Origin of the sequence: Stenotrophomonas lacuserhaii (assembly GCF_014836545.1) — a bacterium.
GTDB lineage: Bacteria > Pseudomonadota > Gammaproteobacteria > Xanthomonadales > Xanthomonadaceae > Stenotrophomonas > Stenotrophomonas lacuserhaii.
Genome location: NZ_JACSQS010000008.1, coordinates 110,158 through 124,876 on the forward strand (window position 1 = coordinate 110,158; position 14,719 = coordinate 124,876).

The 14,719-nt window shown below is 67.0% G+C and carries 15 protein-coding genes and 1 tRNA gene; 7 read left to right on the plus strand and 9 right to left on the minus strand.

Annotation, left to right across the window (positions count from 1 at the left end; genetic code table 11):
- Positions 1 to 87: 87 nt before the first annotated feature.
- From H9654_RS09720 to H9654_RS09735, 4 genes are all read right to left on the minus strand, one after another.
- Positions 88 to 870 (minus strand): BUD32 family EKC/KEOPS complex subunit, encoded by a 783-nt coding sequence (locus tag H9654_RS09720; RefSeq protein ID WP_191770678.1) that lies wholly within the window; start codon positions 868 to 870, stop codon positions 88 to 90.
- Between the two features lie 72 nt (positions 871 to 942).
- Complete coding sequence (locus H9654_RS09725) at positions 943 to 1,920, minus strand: beta-ketoacyl-ACP synthase III (protein WP_191770679.1); 978 nt, start codon at positions 1,918 to 1,920, stop codon at positions 943 to 945.
- Positions 1,921 to 2,009: 89 nt separating this feature from the next.
- On the minus strand, positions 2,010 to 2,204 hold the full coding sequence (gene rpmF, locus H9654_RS09730; RefSeq protein ID WP_042613380.1) for a 50S ribosomal protein L32: 195 nt from the start codon (positions 2,202 to 2,204) through the stop codon (positions 2,010 to 2,012).
- A 136-nt stretch (positions 2,205 to 2,340) separates the two neighbouring features.
- Positions 2,341 to 2,850: a YceD family protein gene (locus H9654_RS09735; RefSeq protein ID WP_042613379.1), complete on the minus strand. Its 510-nt coding sequence runs from the start codon at positions 2,848 to 2,850 to the stop codon at positions 2,341 to 2,343.
- 114 nt (positions 2,851 to 2,964) lie between these two features.
- Between H9654_RS09735 and H9654_RS09740 the strand changes: the two genes are divergently transcribed.
- Positions 2,965 to 3,537 (plus strand): Maf family protein, encoded by a 573-nt coding sequence (locus H9654_RS09740; protein ID WP_191770680.1) that lies wholly within the window; start codon positions 2,965 to 2,967, stop codon positions 3,535 to 3,537.
- A gap of 189 nt (positions 3,538 to 3,726) precedes the next feature.
- Here the strand turns inward: H9654_RS09740 and H9654_RS09745 are convergent, their stop codons facing one another.
- A complete protein-coding gene (locus H9654_RS09745; protein ID WP_191770681.1) occupies positions 3,727 to 5,568 on the minus strand; it encodes an ArnT family glycosyltransferase in 1,842 nt (613 codons plus the stop codon).
- A gap of 40 nt (positions 5,569 to 5,608) precedes the next feature.
- On the opposite strand from H9654_RS09745, the gene H9654_RS09750 reads away from it, so the two are divergent.
- The 4 genes from H9654_RS09750 to H9654_RS09765 are packed head-to-tail and all read left to right on the plus strand — an operon-like array spanning position 5,609 to position 9,978.
- The gene (locus H9654_RS09750) at positions 5,609 to 6,562 is read left to right on the plus strand and encodes an AAA family ATPase (RefSeq protein WP_191770682.1); all 954 of its coding nucleotides are present in this window, start codon (positions 5,609 to 5,611) and stop codon (positions 6,560 to 6,562) included.
- A 32-nt stretch (positions 6,563 to 6,594) separates the two neighbouring features.
- Positions 6,595 to 7,515, plus strand: a complete 921-nt coding sequence (locus H9654_RS09755) for a DUF58 domain-containing protein (protein ID WP_191770707.1) — start codon at positions 6,595 to 6,597, stop codon at positions 7,513 to 7,515.
- Positions 7,508 to 9,454 carry a transglutaminase TgpA family protein gene (locus tag H9654_RS09760; protein ID WP_191770683.1) on the plus strand — a complete coding sequence of 649 codons (1,947 nt, stop codon included), beginning with the start codon at positions 7,508 to 7,510 and terminating at the stop codon, positions 9,452 to 9,454. The genes H9654_RS09755 and H9654_RS09760 overlap by 8 nt, the downstream gene beginning before the upstream one ends.
- The gene (locus tag H9654_RS09765; RefSeq protein ID WP_057506959.1) at positions 9,451 to 9,978 is read left to right on the plus strand and encodes a Slp family lipoprotein; all 528 of its coding nucleotides are present in this window, start codon (positions 9,451 to 9,453) and stop codon (positions 9,976 to 9,978) included. The genes H9654_RS09760 and H9654_RS09765 overlap by 4 nt, the downstream gene beginning before the upstream one ends.
- A 60-nt stretch (positions 9,979 to 10,038) precedes the next feature.
- Here H9654_RS09765 and H9654_RS09770 read toward each other — a convergent pair whose 3' ends face one another.
- The 4 genes from H9654_RS09770 to dnaX form a co-directional block, all read right to left on the minus strand.
- Positions 10,039 to 10,398, minus strand: coding sequence for a histidine triad nucleotide-binding protein (locus H9654_RS09770; RefSeq protein WP_191770684.1), 360 nt, complete (start codon positions 10,396 to 10,398; stop codon positions 10,039 to 10,041).
- Positions 10,399 to 10,462: 64 nt separating this feature from the next.
- Positions 10,463 to 11,062: a recombination mediator RecR gene (gene recR, locus H9654_RS09775; RefSeq protein ID WP_182656931.1), complete on the minus strand. Its 600-nt coding sequence runs from the start codon at positions 11,060 to 11,062 to the stop codon at positions 10,463 to 10,465.
- 43 nt (positions 11,063 to 11,105) lie between these two features.
- Positions 11,106 to 11,426 (minus strand): YbaB/EbfC family nucleoid-associated protein, encoded by a 321-nt coding sequence (locus tag H9654_RS09780; protein ID WP_042613371.1) that lies wholly within the window; start codon positions 11,424 to 11,426, stop codon positions 11,106 to 11,108.
- Between the two features lie 6 nt (positions 11,427 to 11,432).
- Positions 11,433 to 13,409: a DNA polymerase III subunit gamma/tau gene (gene dnaX / locus H9654_RS09785; protein WP_191770685.1), complete on the minus strand. Its 1,977-nt coding sequence runs from the start codon at positions 13,407 to 13,409 to the stop codon at positions 11,433 to 11,435.
- Positions 13,410 to 13,553: 144 nt separating this feature from the next.
- Here dnaX and H9654_RS09790 point away from each other — a divergent pair.
- Positions 13,554 to 13,646, plus strand: a tRNA-Ser gene (locus H9654_RS09790).
- Between the two features lie 465 nt (positions 13,647 to 14,111).
- Positions 14,112 to 14,654, plus strand: coding sequence for a DUF1543 domain-containing protein (locus tag H9654_RS09795; protein ID WP_191770686.1), 543 nt, complete (start codon positions 14,112 to 14,114; stop codon positions 14,652 to 14,654).
- Positions 14,655 to 14,719 lie beyond the last annotated feature (65 nt).

A 14,719-nucleotide genomic window follows, 5' to 3' on the forward strand; every position in this document is an offset into this window, starting at 1 on the left:
ACCAGGACCAATGGTCGTCACCCACCACGCACATGGGGCTTTCGGTAGCGCCGAGCCATGCTCGGCGGGGGCCTTCACTACCCTGCGTCAGGTCAGCAGTTCCAGCAGGTCCAGCTGGCCATCGGCCAACCAGTCCACGCACACCACCAGCACCATCAGCACGCCCAGCGTGGTGGCGCCATGCACGATCAGGATGGCGTGGGCCAGCGCACGCGCCGAACGGCCCAGGCCCAGGCCGGCCTTGGCCAAGCGCTGCAGCCGCCCGGTTACCGCATGCGCGTGCTCGCGCACCGGCGCCTGCGCACCGTCCATCGCGGCGGCCATCATCGCCTGCAGCTGCTGCGGGCGATCGGCGTAGTACTTCGCCACCCCATAGCCGAACATCAGCCAGTCGCGCGCCTGCGCCTGGTCCAGGTCCATCACTTCCAGCGGGTCTTCTTCGAAATCAATGAAGCCCACGCGCTGCCCGTCCCAGGTCAGGTTACGCGGCAGCGGCTGGCCGAAATACGCGCCGCGCGCATGCGCTGCCGCCATCGCCTGCATCGCTGCGGACACCAGTACATCGCGACCGGCGTCATCGGCCTCGCGCAGGCAGGTATTGAACGAGCTGCCGTTGTCGCCCAGCACCAGCGCGGCGTGGCCACTGCCCAGTACCGTCGGCACATTCACGCCCTGCGCCTGCAGCTCGCCCAGCCGGCGCGCTTCGGTCTGCCGCGCGGCATCACCACCGCGGTGCGGCGGCGGACGCAGCGCATCCAGATGGAAACGGCGGGCGACGAAATTGAGCAGGCCGAGCGCGACCGCGCGACTGCCTTCGCCGTACTGCTTCAACCAGGCCCGTTGCCCTTCGAGGGTAATCGGCTCAACCATGGGGATCCTCCATAACGCAGTACGGCCCCGAAGGGCCGTAACGACGTTTTAACGATGTCGCAACTGGCGCTATCAATAGCGCAGCAGTGCCGAACCCCACGTGAAGCCGCCACCAAAAGCTTCCAGCAGCAGCAGCTGGCCGCGTTTCACGCGGCCCGAGCGCACCGCATGGTCCAGCGCCAGCGGCACCGAAGCCGACGACGTGTTGCCGTGCTTGTCCACCGTCACCACCACCTGGTCCATGGACATGTCCAAGCGCTTGGCAGTGGCTTCGATGATGCGCAGGTTGGCCTGGTGCGGGATCAACCAGTCCAGGTCGGCCTTGCCCAGCGCGTTGGCTTCCAGGGTCTCGTCGACCACCGAATCCAGCGCCTTCACCGCGTACTTGAAGACGTCGTTGCCCTTCATCAGGATCGCGCCGCGTGCCTGCTCGCCTTCGCCGAAACCGGCCGAAACGCCGACCGGATTCCACAGCAGTTCTTTCTTTCTGCCGTCCGAATGCAGGTGGGTGCTGAGGATGCCGGTGTCTTCGTCGGCCTTCAGCACCACCGCACCGGCACCGTCGCCGAACAGCACGCAGGTGGTGCGGTCATTCCAGTCGACGATACGGGTGAGGGTTTCCGCCCCGATGACCAGCACATGGCGTGCATCACCGGAACGAATGAATTTATCGGCCACGCCCAGCGCGAACACGAAGCCGGAACAGGCCGCGTTGACGTCGAAGGCAGGGCAACCGGTCGCACCGAGCTTGGCCTGGATCAGGCACGCGGTGGACGGGAAAATCAGATCGGGCGTGGTGGTACCGACCACGATCATGTCCAGCTGGCTGGCATCGATGCCGGCCGCTTCCAGCGCCTTCACCGCAGCGTGGTAGCCGAGGTCGCTGGTGGTTTCTTCTGCGGCGGCGATATGCCGCTCTTTGATGCCGGTGCGCGAAACAATCCACTCGTCCGACGTCTCGACCATTTTTTCCAGGTCGGCGTTGGTCAGCACTTTCTCCGGCAAATAGCTACCGGTGCCCGCGATCCTCGAGTAGATCCGCTTGCTCATCGACATTCCTGTTGCGCGGGCGGCCGTTGCCGGTGCCCGGAGGGATACGGCAAAGGCCGCTGCCGGCACGGCAGCGGCCTTCACTCACATCAATCTTCTTCGACGGAAGAAGTCTTGGTCTGGATGACCTTCTTGCCGCGGTAGAAACCATCGGCAGTGATGTGGTGACGCAGATGCACTTCGCCCGTGGTCGGGTCGGTCGACAGCTGCTTTGCGCTCAGGGCGTCATGCGCACGGCGCATACCGCGGCGGGACGGGGTGACACGGGATTTCTGCACAGCCATGGGATTGCTCCAAACTCGGTTCGATGTTCTTCGTCGTTTCGTCGCACAGGACGCCAGCGCCCAGCACACTTTTCGCTTTCGCCGCAGCCGCCGACGATACCCGGCTGCATATTCGCTCGGTCAGGCCAGCCCGACCTTACTTCTTCTTCAACGCTGCCAACGCCGCGAACGGGTTGACCTTGTCGGTTTCTTCCTTCGTCGGGGCCCATTCCTGGTCCACCGCCTCGCCATCGGGCGAGAGGGGTACCACCGGGACCGCCAACACAAGTTCGTCTTCGACCAGCTCCAGCGGCACAAGCTGGCCATCTTCAGGCACCAGCAGGGCCTCGAAGTCCTCCGGAAGGGACGATTCCTCGTCTTCCTCGCGGATCAGGCCGATCTTCTGCACCAGCTTCACCGGCAGCAGGAAACGCTGCAGGCTGCGCTGACAGATCAGCGGCAGCTCGGTATCGATGGTCAATTCCACATAGGATACCCGCAGGATGTCGTCGTGCGAGAATTCCAGTGCATACGTGCACTGACCTTCAGCATCGGCAACAAGCCCTTGCAGGCGGGTGAATTGAGCCAGATCGACCTGGCCGTCGAAGCGCCTTCGCGCTGCGACCATCCGCCAAGCATCCAGCGTTTCGGGCACGTTCGCGGACATAAGCCGCTGAATGTTAAGGACCGTCGCGGCCGCTGTCAATTACCTGCAGCTTCAGGCTTGTGGCGGGCCTCAGCCAGGGGCCAGACTGGGTGGCCCAGAGCCCTGATTCCACGCATGAATACCCTGTTGCTGGCCTCTACTTCACCATACCGCCGCGAGCTGCTGCAACGGCTGCGCCTGCCCTTCGACTGCGCACGCCCGCAGGTGGACGAAAGCCCCCTGCCCGGCGAGGTCCCGGCCGCGCTGGCGGTACGCCTGGCGGCAGCCAAGGCGGCCGAGGTCTCCCGGCGGCACCCGGGCGCATGGGTGATCGGGTCGGACCAGGTGGCCGATCTGGCAGGCCAGCCGTTGGGTAAACCGGGCACGGTGGAAGCCGCCCGGGCGCAGCTGGCCGGGATGTCCGGGGCCGCAGTGCAGTTTCATACGGCGATCTGTCTCATGCGCGACGGAGAACGCAGGGAGGCGCTGGATACCACCACGGTGCGCTTTCGCGTGTTGACCGAGGCTGAGATTGCACGCTACGTGGACGCCGAAGAGCCGCTGGACTGCGCCGGCAGCTTCAAATGCGAGGGCTTGGGCATCGCCCTGTTCGAGGCCATCGACAACCGCGACCCGACCGCGCTGGTGGGCCTGCCGCTGATCGCGCTGTGCGCACTGCTGCGCCAAGCGGGAATCCCGATACCGTAGTGGCGACCAAGGTCGTCACCTACTAAACCGACGGATCGCGGCGGTGTGAGGTCTGCTGCTGTGGGTGACGACCGTTGGTCGTCACCGGGCCTTTCCCGACCCCGGCGAAGAGCGTGACGACCAACGGTCGTCACCCATCACACCAACGGTCGTCACCCACCAGGTCCTCACCCACCCCGCTGACAGTCGTCAGCGCGCGGGCACCACGAAGGGTTGCTCCTGCCACAGCTCCACGCTGCCATCGTGACCATGCAGGCGCAGGCCCAGCCAGTGCCGTCCCGGCGCCAGTTTGCGGGTGTCCAGGTGAGCATCGAAGCCTACGTTGGGATGCTGCGGATCATTGGACTGCGGCCACGCCGGACGGATGTCGAAGGCCCGCCCGTACACCGCATCGGTCACCGCGCGTCCGTCCAGCAGCACTTCCACGCGTGACAGCCCGACGCCGTCCTTGAACGCCCAGCCGCGCACGTGCAGGTCCGCCGCCACGACATCACCGGAGGACGGCGCATCGAACCAGGCCATCGCCGGCGTAATGCACGGCCCCTCCTCGCGCTGGGCCGGCAGGCGGATCAACAGGAAACGCTGGAAGCCATGGTCGCTGCTGACCACGCGCGGCGGCGGCAGCGGACCGACTTGGCCGCAGATTGCGTGATAGCGGTCCAGCAGTTCACGGTAACGCTGGTCGCTGGGCGAAAGCACAAGCAGCAGGGGGCCATCGCGCTTGCCATCGTGCAGCTGGCCCCACAAGCCCAGCTGCACGCTGCGCCCATGCTTGTCGTTGAGCGGATGTGGCAACACCGCGATATCGGCATCGCCCAGCTGGAAGCCCAGCTCCGCACCGACCTTGAAGTTGCCGGCCAGCACCTTGGTGCCGGGCGGCATCTGCTGCAATTCCTCGCGCACGGCATCGGCCAGCGGCTGCCAGCCGGCGAAATTGCGCGGGTAATATTTGTAACCGGCCAACTGCTCGCGCAGCTGCGGCGAAGACGCCGTCAGGTAGTAGCTGAAAGCCAACGCCAAGCCCACCCCGGCGGTCCACCATGCCGTGCGGCGCAGCCAGCGCGGCCAGCCATTGAGCACCACCGGCACGGCCACCAGCAGCGCCAGGTAGCCCGGCAGCGGCCAATGGAAACTGATGCGTTCCACGTCGGTGAAGAAGCCGAGCACGAATATCGCCAGCGTGGACACGCCACCAACCAGCCCGAAGTAACGCCATTGCGCGCGCGCACCGCCTCCGGCACGCGTGCCGGCCACGGCCACTTTCCACATCGCCACGCACAGCAGCGGGGTCACCAGCATCGGCTGGATCACCAGGAACCACAGCCCGGTCCACTGGAAATCCCAGGGATGGCGATCGACCATCTGGAACTTCAGCCCTGCCTCATGGTTGTCCGCATTCCATGCCAGCAACGGCAGCCATGCCAGCACGCCAACGGCCAGCGCCACCCAGATGCGCGGATCGCGCAGCATCCGGCGGCCTTGCGGCAACATCAGCAGGGCGATGAAACCGACGGCGATCACGCCGATGAAGCGGTAATGGCTGAGCGCGCCGATCAGCAGGCCCAGCGCCAAGCGCATCGCGGCTGCGGCATCCACCGTGTGCAGCAAGCGCGCGCCGGCCCCCAGGCATAGCACCGCGGCCATCGCCATCGGCACGTCCGGCACGGCCAACATGCCCAGCGTGGCCGACAGCGGCATCAGCAGGGTCAGGCTGCCGGCCTGCCAGCCGGCCACGTTGCCGAACCAGCGCGTGGCGATGCGCGATACCGCCCAAGGCAACCAGGCCCCGATGGCCAGGAAGGGCAGGCGCAACGCCAGGACATGGTGCCCGCCGATCTCCACGCCCAGCCGGGCCAGCCACGCGGTGAGGCCCGGCAGGTCCGAATAGGCGGCGGCCAGGTGCTGGCCTTCCTGCCAATAGAAGGCCTCGTCGACGAACAGCGGCAGGCGTGCGGCCACGACCAGCTTCACTGCCGTGATCAGTGTCCATAGCCACAGAAATATCGTGCGTGCGCGTTGTTCGCCCTGCATTGCTCTATAGAATCGAAGGAAGACCGAGCCAGAGACGACGATGGATTCTTCGCCCCCCGTGCCCCGCATGCTAACCGATGAACTGCGTCAGGCTCTGCTTGATGCGCAACAACAGGTCAACGCCCTGGTGCTGGGCAAGGCCCACGAGGTACGACTGGCCTTCGTCGCCCTGCTGTCCGGCGGGCATCTGCTGATCGAAGATCTGCCCGGCCTGGGCAAGACCACCCTCGCCCACGCATTGGCCTCCAGCCTGGGACTGGGCTTCCAACGTGTGCAGTTCACGTCCGACCTGCTGCCGGCCGACGTGCTCGGTGTGTCGATCCTGGATCCGGGCAGTCGCGAGTTCGCCTTTCATCCTGGCCCGGTGTTCACCCACGTGCTGCTGGCCGATGAAATCAACCGCGCGCCGCCCCGCACGCAGAGCGCGCTGCTGGAAGCGATGGCCGAACAGCAGGTCACCCTGGATGGCCAGACCCACGCCCTGCCGGACCCGTTCTTCGTGATCGCCACGCAGAACCCGGTGGACCTGTCGGGCACCTTCCCGCTGCCGGATTCGCAGCTGGACCGGTTCCTGCTGCGGCTGGCGATGGGCTATCCCAACGTGGAGGCCGAACGCGAGCTGCTGCGCGGCGTGGACCGTCGCGACCTGATCGCGCGCGCCACTCCGAAGCTGGACGACCAGCAGGTGCGCGCACTGCGCGAGGCCGTGCTGCAGGTGCATGCCAGCGATGCGCTGATCGACTACGTGCAGGCACTGCTGACCCGCAGCCGGCAGCACGCCGGCGTGCGCGTTGGACTGTCACCGCGCGCCGGGCTCGCGCTGCTGCGTGCAGCGAAGGCGCACGCGCTGCTGCTGGGCCGCGCGCATGTCATTCCCGAAGACGTGCAGACCTTGTTCATCGGCGTGGCCGGGCATCGCCTGGTCGGCGAAGCCGAGTCGTCGGCCGGCGCGGCGCTGGCAAAGGCGATCCTGCAGACGGTGCCGGTGGATTGAACGTGCCCGTGCCTACGCGCCGGCAGTGGCTGATGAACCTGGCGCGCCCGCGCCAGCCGGAAACCTTGCCGCAACGGCTGGACCGCCGCCGCATCTACGTCCTGCCCACGCGCTTCGGACTGTTCGTGGCGGCGGTGCTGGCGGCGATGCTGCTCGGCGCGCTGAACTACAACAACAACCCTGCCCTGTTGCTGGCGTTGCTGTTGGCCGGCGCCGGCGTGGCCAGTGCGATCAGCGCACACCTGACCTTGTCCGGGCTGAGCCTGGATGCAGTCAGTGCCGAACCGGTGGCGGCCGGCCAGCCGCTGCGCGTACGCGTTGCACTTTCCCAGCGCGAACAGCGCGGCCGCCCGGGCCTGCAACTTGACCACGGCGATGCGTACAGCTGGACCGCAGTCCCCGCTGGCGGCCGGGTGGATGCCGAACTGGAACTGCCCACCACCCAGCGCGGCTGGCTGGACCTGGACCGCATCCGCCTGTCCACCACGCAGCCACTGGGACTGGTGCGCGCGTGGTCATGGTTCTGGCCGGACCAACCGCTGCTGGTGTATCCGCATGCCGAAACCCAAGGCCCCGGGCTGCCCGAACAAGGCAGCGACCCGCTGCACAGCAGGATGGATGCGGCCGGCGAAGAACTGCATCAACTGCGCCCCTATCGCGCAGGCGACCCCCGCCGCAGCATCGCCTGGAAGCATTCCGCACGGCGCGACACGCTGCTGGTGCGCGAGTATGAAAAGCCGGCCGGCATCGAAGTGATGCTGGACTGGCGCCAGCTGCATGGACTGGGCACTGAACAACGCATCGCCCGGCTTGCGCGCTGGGTGGACCTGGCCGAACGCGAGGGCCGCCGCTATACATTGAAGCTGCCAGGCCAGCCGGCCATCGGGCCTGCACAGGGCGCTTCGCACCACCACCTCTGCCTGCGCGCCCTGGCGCTGCTGCCGCATGACTGAACCTGCCCCCTCCCTGCTGGACCGCCATGCACGTGGCTGGGCCCTGGCCAGCACCGCGCTGGCCCTGCTGCCATTGCTGCTGCAGCTGCCCAGCGTGCTCGCTGCCACCATCGCCGGTGTCGCGCTGCTGACTGCCGTGGTGTCACGTCGTGGCCTGCTGCCGGTGACCGTGCGGCTGTTGCTGGTGCTGGCGATGCTCGCCCTGATCTACGTGCAGATGGGCGTCCGCCCCGGACGCGATACCGGCTGTGCGCTGCTGGCGGCGATGCTGGCGATCAAGTCCAGCGAACTGCATACCCTGCGCGATGCGCGCAGCCTGCTCGGCTTCGCCCTGTTCGCCCCGTTCGCCGCTTTCCTGCTGGATCAAGGCCCGATGACCACCCTGCTGGCCACCCTGGCCGGCGTCTGCGCGCTGCTCGCGCTGCAGCGGCTGGCGCAGGTCGAAGGCCGGTCACCCACGCCGGCACTGCGCGTGCAGGTGCGTGGCGTGCTGCGCCTGCTGCTGATCGGCCTGCCCTTGGCGATGGCAACCTTCTGGTTGTTCCCGCGCCTGTCACAGCCGCTGTGGGGCCTGCCGGACCGTGCGGTCAGCCGGCCGGGCCTGTCCGACAGCATGGAACCGGGCCAGTGGCTGGACCTGATGGCCGACGACACCCCGGCGCTGCGCGCGCAGTTCCATGGACCGGTGCCAGCGGCGGAACAGCGCTACTGGCGCGGTCCGGTGATGACCCATTTCGATGGCCGCACATGGATCGGCGACCGCCGCAATGAAGGGCGCGCGCCGGTTCCGGTGCAGGCCGGTACGCAGCGCTGGAACTACACCATCGACTACGAACCCACCGACCGCCGCCAGCTGGTGGCGCTGGACCTGCCAAACAGTGCACCGGCCGGCGCGCGACTGACCGCCGATTACAGCCTGGTCAGCGATCGCCCACTGGCTTCGCTGAGCCGCTGGACGCTGCAGTCGGCGCCGCCGCAGGTGTTCGCCGCGTCCTTGTCGCCGCGGCAGCGCCAGCTGTCGCTGCAGTTGCCGGAAGGATTCAATCCGCGCACCGCTGCGCTCGCTCGCCAGTGGCGCACCGAAGCCGGCAACGACGACGCCGCGCTGGTGCGTCGCAGCCTGGACTGGATCCGCGCCGAGTTCGCCTACTCGCTGGATGCCGAGTTGCCCGGCCGCAACGCGGTGGACGAATTCCTGTTCGATCAGAAGGTGGGTTTTTGTGAACACTTCAGCTCGGCATTCGTCGTGCTGATGCGCAATGCCGGGGTGCCGGCGCGCGTTGTCACCGGCTTCGCCGGTGGCGTGCGCAACCCGATCGGCGACTACTGGGTGGTGCGGCGCATGGACGCCCATGCCTGGGCCGAAGTATGGCTTCCCGGACGCGGCTGGGTGCGCGTGGACCCCACCGCCGCGGTGGCCCCCGAACGCATCTACGACACACTGGAAGATCGCCTGGGCACCGAAGCGGGCGGCATGCAGGGGGCCTGGCTGCAGACCGGACAGGCGATGGACTGGCTGCGCAGGGGCTGGAACGAGATGGTGCTGTCCTTCGACGCCACCCGCCAGCAGCAGCTGCTGCGGCCGCTGGGCATGCCGGACCTGTCGCCGGCACAGCTGATTTCCAGCTTGGTGGTGATTGCGCTGATGGCGCTGGGGGCAATGGCATGGGTGCTGGCCCGCGGCGAACGCGAGCGCGACCCGTTGCTGCGCGCCTGGCACCGACTCGGCCGCCGTTACGCGAGACAGGGCCTGGCGCGTGAACCGTCCGAGCCGGCGATGGAATGGGCACGCCGCGTTGACGCCCAACGGAGCGATCCTGCCTTGCTGGCGCTCAGCCAGCGTTTCGTCCACGCGCGCTACGCTGGCACTCATGTCGACCACGCTTCATTATTGGCCGACCTGCGCAGGCATCGTCCGTCTTCCGGAGCCACATCATGAACATCAAGATTCTGCTTCCCCTGGCTGCCTCACTGGCGCTGGCGGCCTGCGCGACGGCACCGAAGCCGCTGCAGGGCCAGTTCGCCGCCGTGACCCCGCGCGATACCGTGGCGACCCAGCAGGTGGGCGCGCCGGTGCGTTGGGGCGGCCGCATCATCGAAACGCTGCCGGGCCAGGGCCAGACCTGCTTCCAGCTTCTGTCGCGCCCGCTCAATGCCAGTGGTCGCCCGACCACCAGTTCCACCGACGCCAGTGACGGCCGCTTCGTTGCCTGCCGCGCCGGCTTCTATGATCCGGCGGTGTTCGAAGAAGGCCGCGATGTGACCTTCATCGGCCGCGTGGACGGCTATGAAAACGTCAAGATCGGCGAGTACGACTATCGCCTGCCCAAGCTCGCCGCCGATGTGATCTACCTGTGGCCGGAACAGCGCCAGGTCGATGTGGTGCCCTATCCGTACGGTCCGTGGGGCCCGGGTCCGGGTCCGTGGGGCCCGTGGGGCTACGGCCGTTACGGCTGGTGGTAAGCGCTGCCTGAGCTGTAATGAAAAAGCCGCCTTCGGGCGGCTTTTTCTGTTGCGCGCCGCTTACTGGCCGGGCGCGCCGAAGTGGCCCAGCGGAGCGCCGGCCAGCAAGTGCAGGTGGATATGGAACACAGTCTGCCCGGCGTGTTCGCGGCAGTTCATGACGATGCGGTAACCGTCCTCGGCCAGGCCCTGTTCGCGCGCGTACTGTGCGGCGGCCAGCGCCAACTTGCCGATCAGGTGCGCCTGCCCCGGCGTTACGTCATCCAGGGTGGGAATGACCTCGTTCTTCGGGATGAACAACACGTGCACCGGCGCCTGCGGCGCGATGTCCTTGAAGCCCAGCACCTCCTCGTCTTCGTAGACGATGACGGCCGGGATTTCGCGGCGGATGATCTTGCTGAAGAGCGTTTCGCTGGTCATGGATGTCGCCTCTTAGGGGGTGCCGACCAAGGTCGGCACTCCGCGCGTGGGTATGCTTCTGTCTTTATTCCCGCACTTCGCTGCGCGTGCCGAAGGCATGCGACAACGTGCCACGATCGACGAACTCCAGCTCGCCGCCCAGCGGCAGGCCCTGCGCGAGACGGCTCGGCCGCACCTGCCGCGCACGCGCCAGTTGGGCGAGGTAATGCGCGGTCGCTTCGCCTTCCACAGTGGCACTGGTGGCGATGATCATTTCGGTGATCTCGCCGGCATCGAGCCGCTGGCCCAGCAGCTCCAGCCCCAGTTCGCGCGGGCCGATGCCATCCAGCGGCGACAGCCGGCCCTGCAGCACGAAGTACACGCCGCGGAAGCCGGTCGCGTTTTCGATGGCCAGCCGGTCAGCGGGGGATTCCACCACGCACAACTGGCTGCGCTCGCGGCTGTTGTTGGCGCAGGTCGCGCACAGTTCGCTTTCACTGAAATCGCGGCACTGCGCGCAATGGCCGATGCGCTCCATCGCTTGCGCCAGCAGCGAGGACAGCTTCTCGCCGCCCTCGCGCTCGCGTTCCAGCAGGTGGTACGCCATGCGCTGGGCGGTCTTCTGGCCCACGCCGGGCAACACGCGCAGCGCTTCGATCAACTGGTCAAGCAGGGGTGCGGACATCATTCGGCTCGGATAGAGCCGGGCCATGCCCGGCTGCGCTGCATCAGAACGGCAGCTTCATGCCCGGGGGCAGCTGCATGCCGGCCGTGGCCGAACCCATGCGGGTCTTCGACTCGGCATCGATCTTGTTGGACGCATCGTTGAAGGCTGCGGCCACCAGGTCTTCCAGCATTTCCTGGTCGCCCAGCAGCGACGGATCCAGGCGCACCTTGCGGCATTCCTTGGCACCGGTGAGGGTGACGCTGACCATGCCGCCACCGGCGCTGCCGGTGACTTCAAGCTTTGCGATTTCTTCCTGGGCCTTCTGCAGGTTCTCCTGCATCTTCTGGGCCTGCTGCATCATCTGGGCGATATTGCCGCGCATGGTTCTTTACTCTTCAAAGGGACGGATGGAATCGGACACGAGCCGCGCGCCGTGCTTCTGGATCAGCACCTGCACTTCCGGATCGGCCATGAAAAACGCCTCGGCCGCCTGCTGGCGTTCACCCCGCTGACGGTCTGATCGCTGGTGCAGAGTCTCGGCCGGCGCCTGCGTGGCATCGACCACGATCTTCGGCGGCGAACCCAGCGCCTTGCCCAGCATCTCCGCCAGCGCGCCCAGCGCGCGTTCGGAACTCAGGTACTCAAATCCGGGCGACAAACCCAGTTTCAAGACCCCGTGCTGGAAACTGATGAATGCCGCGTTGGCGGCAAGCTGCCGCGAAGGCCCACTCAGGCCACTGGCAGCCACCAGTTCCAGCCAATCTTCGGCACAGGCCAATGCCACCGAAGCACCGCCCGGGGCTGCTGCTTCGGCCACCCTGGCGGTAGGCGCGATGTCGATGCCTTCGGCGCGGAACGGCTTCGGCGGTGCTGCCACTGCAACAGTGGGCGCAGCGCGCGGTGCCGGTTCGGCAGGTGGCTGCCACGGCGCCAGCATGGCCGCGTCCGGGCCAGCCAGTTCGGCCGCCAGTGCATCGTCGCGCTGGTTGCTGTCATCGGCCGCTTCGATCTCCCACGGGGGCAGATCCGGTTCATTCGAGGCCGGCGGCGGATCTTTCACCGGTGCCGGCGGCGCTGGCTCGGGATCTTCCACCGGCGTGGTGTCCGGCAGCGGACCGGGCTTGGGCGCTGCGGCCTGGACGCTGGCTTCCACGGCCGGCGCCGGTGCGGCGGCAACGGGTGCGGCGGCGATGCCGGTCGAACCGGCCGAGCCACTCGCCGCCCCCGTCGAACCACCCGACTGCAGACCTTCGCCACCTTCCGGTGCACGCGGCACCGGCGGCACCGCAGCGGCCGGACGGAAGGCCAGCATGCGCAGCACGGCCATTTCAAAACCGGCGCGCGGACTCGGCGCCAGCGGCAGGTCGCGGCGGCCGTTAAGGGCCATCTGGTACCAGAGCTGCACCACTTCCGGCCGCACCCGCGCAGCGAAGCCGCCCAGGTCCAGGCCATCGGCGGCGATGGCACCGGGCACCAGCTGCTGTACCTGGATGCGGTGCAGGGCATCGGCCAGCGCTTCCAGCACACCGCTCCAGTCCGGTGAGAACTCCGCCAGCGCCGCCACGACCTGCAGCAGGCGCTGGCCATCACCTTCGGCCAGGGCGTCGAGCATGGCCGCCACCTGGGTGCGATCCACCGTGCCCAGCATGGTGCGCACCACGTCTTCGCGCAGCGCACCGCCGGCATAGGCGATAGCCTGGTCGAGCAACGACAGGCCGTCACGCAGGCTGCCATCGGCGGCCTTGGATAGCTGCACGATGGCACTGTCGTCGGCTTCGATTTCTTCGGCCGCCAGGATCCGGGTCATCTGCCCCTGGATCTGGTCTTCGTCCAGGCGCTTCAGGTTGAACTGCAGGCAGCGGCTGAGCACGGTGACCGGCAGCTTCTGCGGATCAGTGGTAGCGAGCAGGAACTTGACGTGCTCCGGCGGCTCTTCCAGCGTCTTCAGCAGCGCATTGAACGCCGCCTTGGACAGCATGTGCACTTCGTCGATCAGGTAGACCTTGTACTTGCCACGCGAGGGCATGTACTGCGCGTTCTCGATCACCTCGCGGACATCGTCCACGCCGGTGTTGGACGCCGCATCGATTTCCAGCAGGTCGATGTACCGGCCGGAATCGATGTCCAGGCAGGCCGGACATTGGCCGCAGGGATCGGCACTGGTGCCCTGTTCGCAGTTCAGCGATTTGGCGAAAATACGCGCGATGGTGGTCTTGCCCACCCCACGGGTACCGGTAAACAGGAAAGCGTGATGCACGCGACCGCTGTCCAGCGCATTGGTAAGCGCGCGGACCACGTGTTCCTGGCCCACCAGCTCGGCAAAACGCTTTGGACGCCACTTGCGGGCAAGGACGAGATAGGACATCAGGCCACCGTCTTCATCAGGACGACCATTGTGCCACGCCTGTCCAGCCCCCTACGTCGGCAACTGCAGGGCCTTGTGTCCAGCCGCGCAGCCAGCTAGAATCTGCGGCCCCTGCAACGGCATTGTCGTTCCGCAGGGGAATCCGGAGAGGTGTCCGAGCGGTTGAAGGAGCACGCCTGGAAAGTGTGTAAGCGTCTAAACCGCGCTTCGGGGGTTCGAATCCCCCTCTCTCCGCCAGACAAATGAAAAGGGCTGCCCATCGGGCGGCCCTTTTTATTTGCCTGGCGGAGAGAGGCAGATGAGAAGCCCTGCGGGTTCGACGGATCTGCAGGAGCAGATCCGGACAGCCGAAGGCTGGCCCTGCAGCGCCCAGCGCGGAAGGGCTGGGTGCACGGATGCACCCAGCAATCCCCCTCTCTCCGCCAGACAAATGAAAAGGGCTGCCCATCGGGCGGCCCTTTTTATTTGTCTGGTGGGGAGAGCGGCAGATGAGAAGCCCCGGGGTTCGACTGATCTGCAGGAGCAGATCCGGACAGCCGAAGGCTGGCCCTGCAGCGCGCAGCTTCTGCTCCGGTAGTGCCGACCTTGGTCGGCACCGTGAAAAGAGCGCCCGACCAAGGGCGGCACTACAGACGCTTCCCACGGCATCGATTGCGATCTGCAGCTACGCTGACGCGTCACCCGCAAGTACGCTCTCTCGCCATGCCCACCCCACTCGCCCGCAGCCGACACCTCTACCAGTTCTACATCGGCGGCACGGCCGGCCGCGCCAACATCGAACTGCACGACGTCCAGTTCGCCGCGGTTTCCCGCGTGCAGGACGCCTACCCTGCCCTGCGCAAGGCGTGGTTCGGCGATCCCGGCAGCCTGCACCTGGATGGCTACATGCACATCGATTGGGCCGATGGCTTCGACGTGCGTCTCGCGCCGGAGCCGGACCCGTCCGGGCTCACGCTGTTCTTCGTCAACATGGGCGGCTACCGCGCAGACAGCCTGGCGGAGCTGCATGCGTTCGGCCTGTTCGTCGCAGCCGATGCCGCCGGCGCCAAGGCGAAGGCACGGCGCAGCCTGCTGCAAGGGGCCCAGCAGCTGCACAAGGATGACCTGCGCGAGGTCGACAACTGCCTGGCCCTCGGGGAATTCGGCGGCCTGCACGTGCACCTGCAGCCCAACCCATCGGGCACCCAGCCTCACCCGGAATGGCAGGGCTATCGCCCCATCGCGCGCAAGACCACCATCCGGTGAGCTGACAGCGTTCCATCAGTGTGCACGGCGCAGGCGGGATATCTACTTATAGTAGATTACCTACA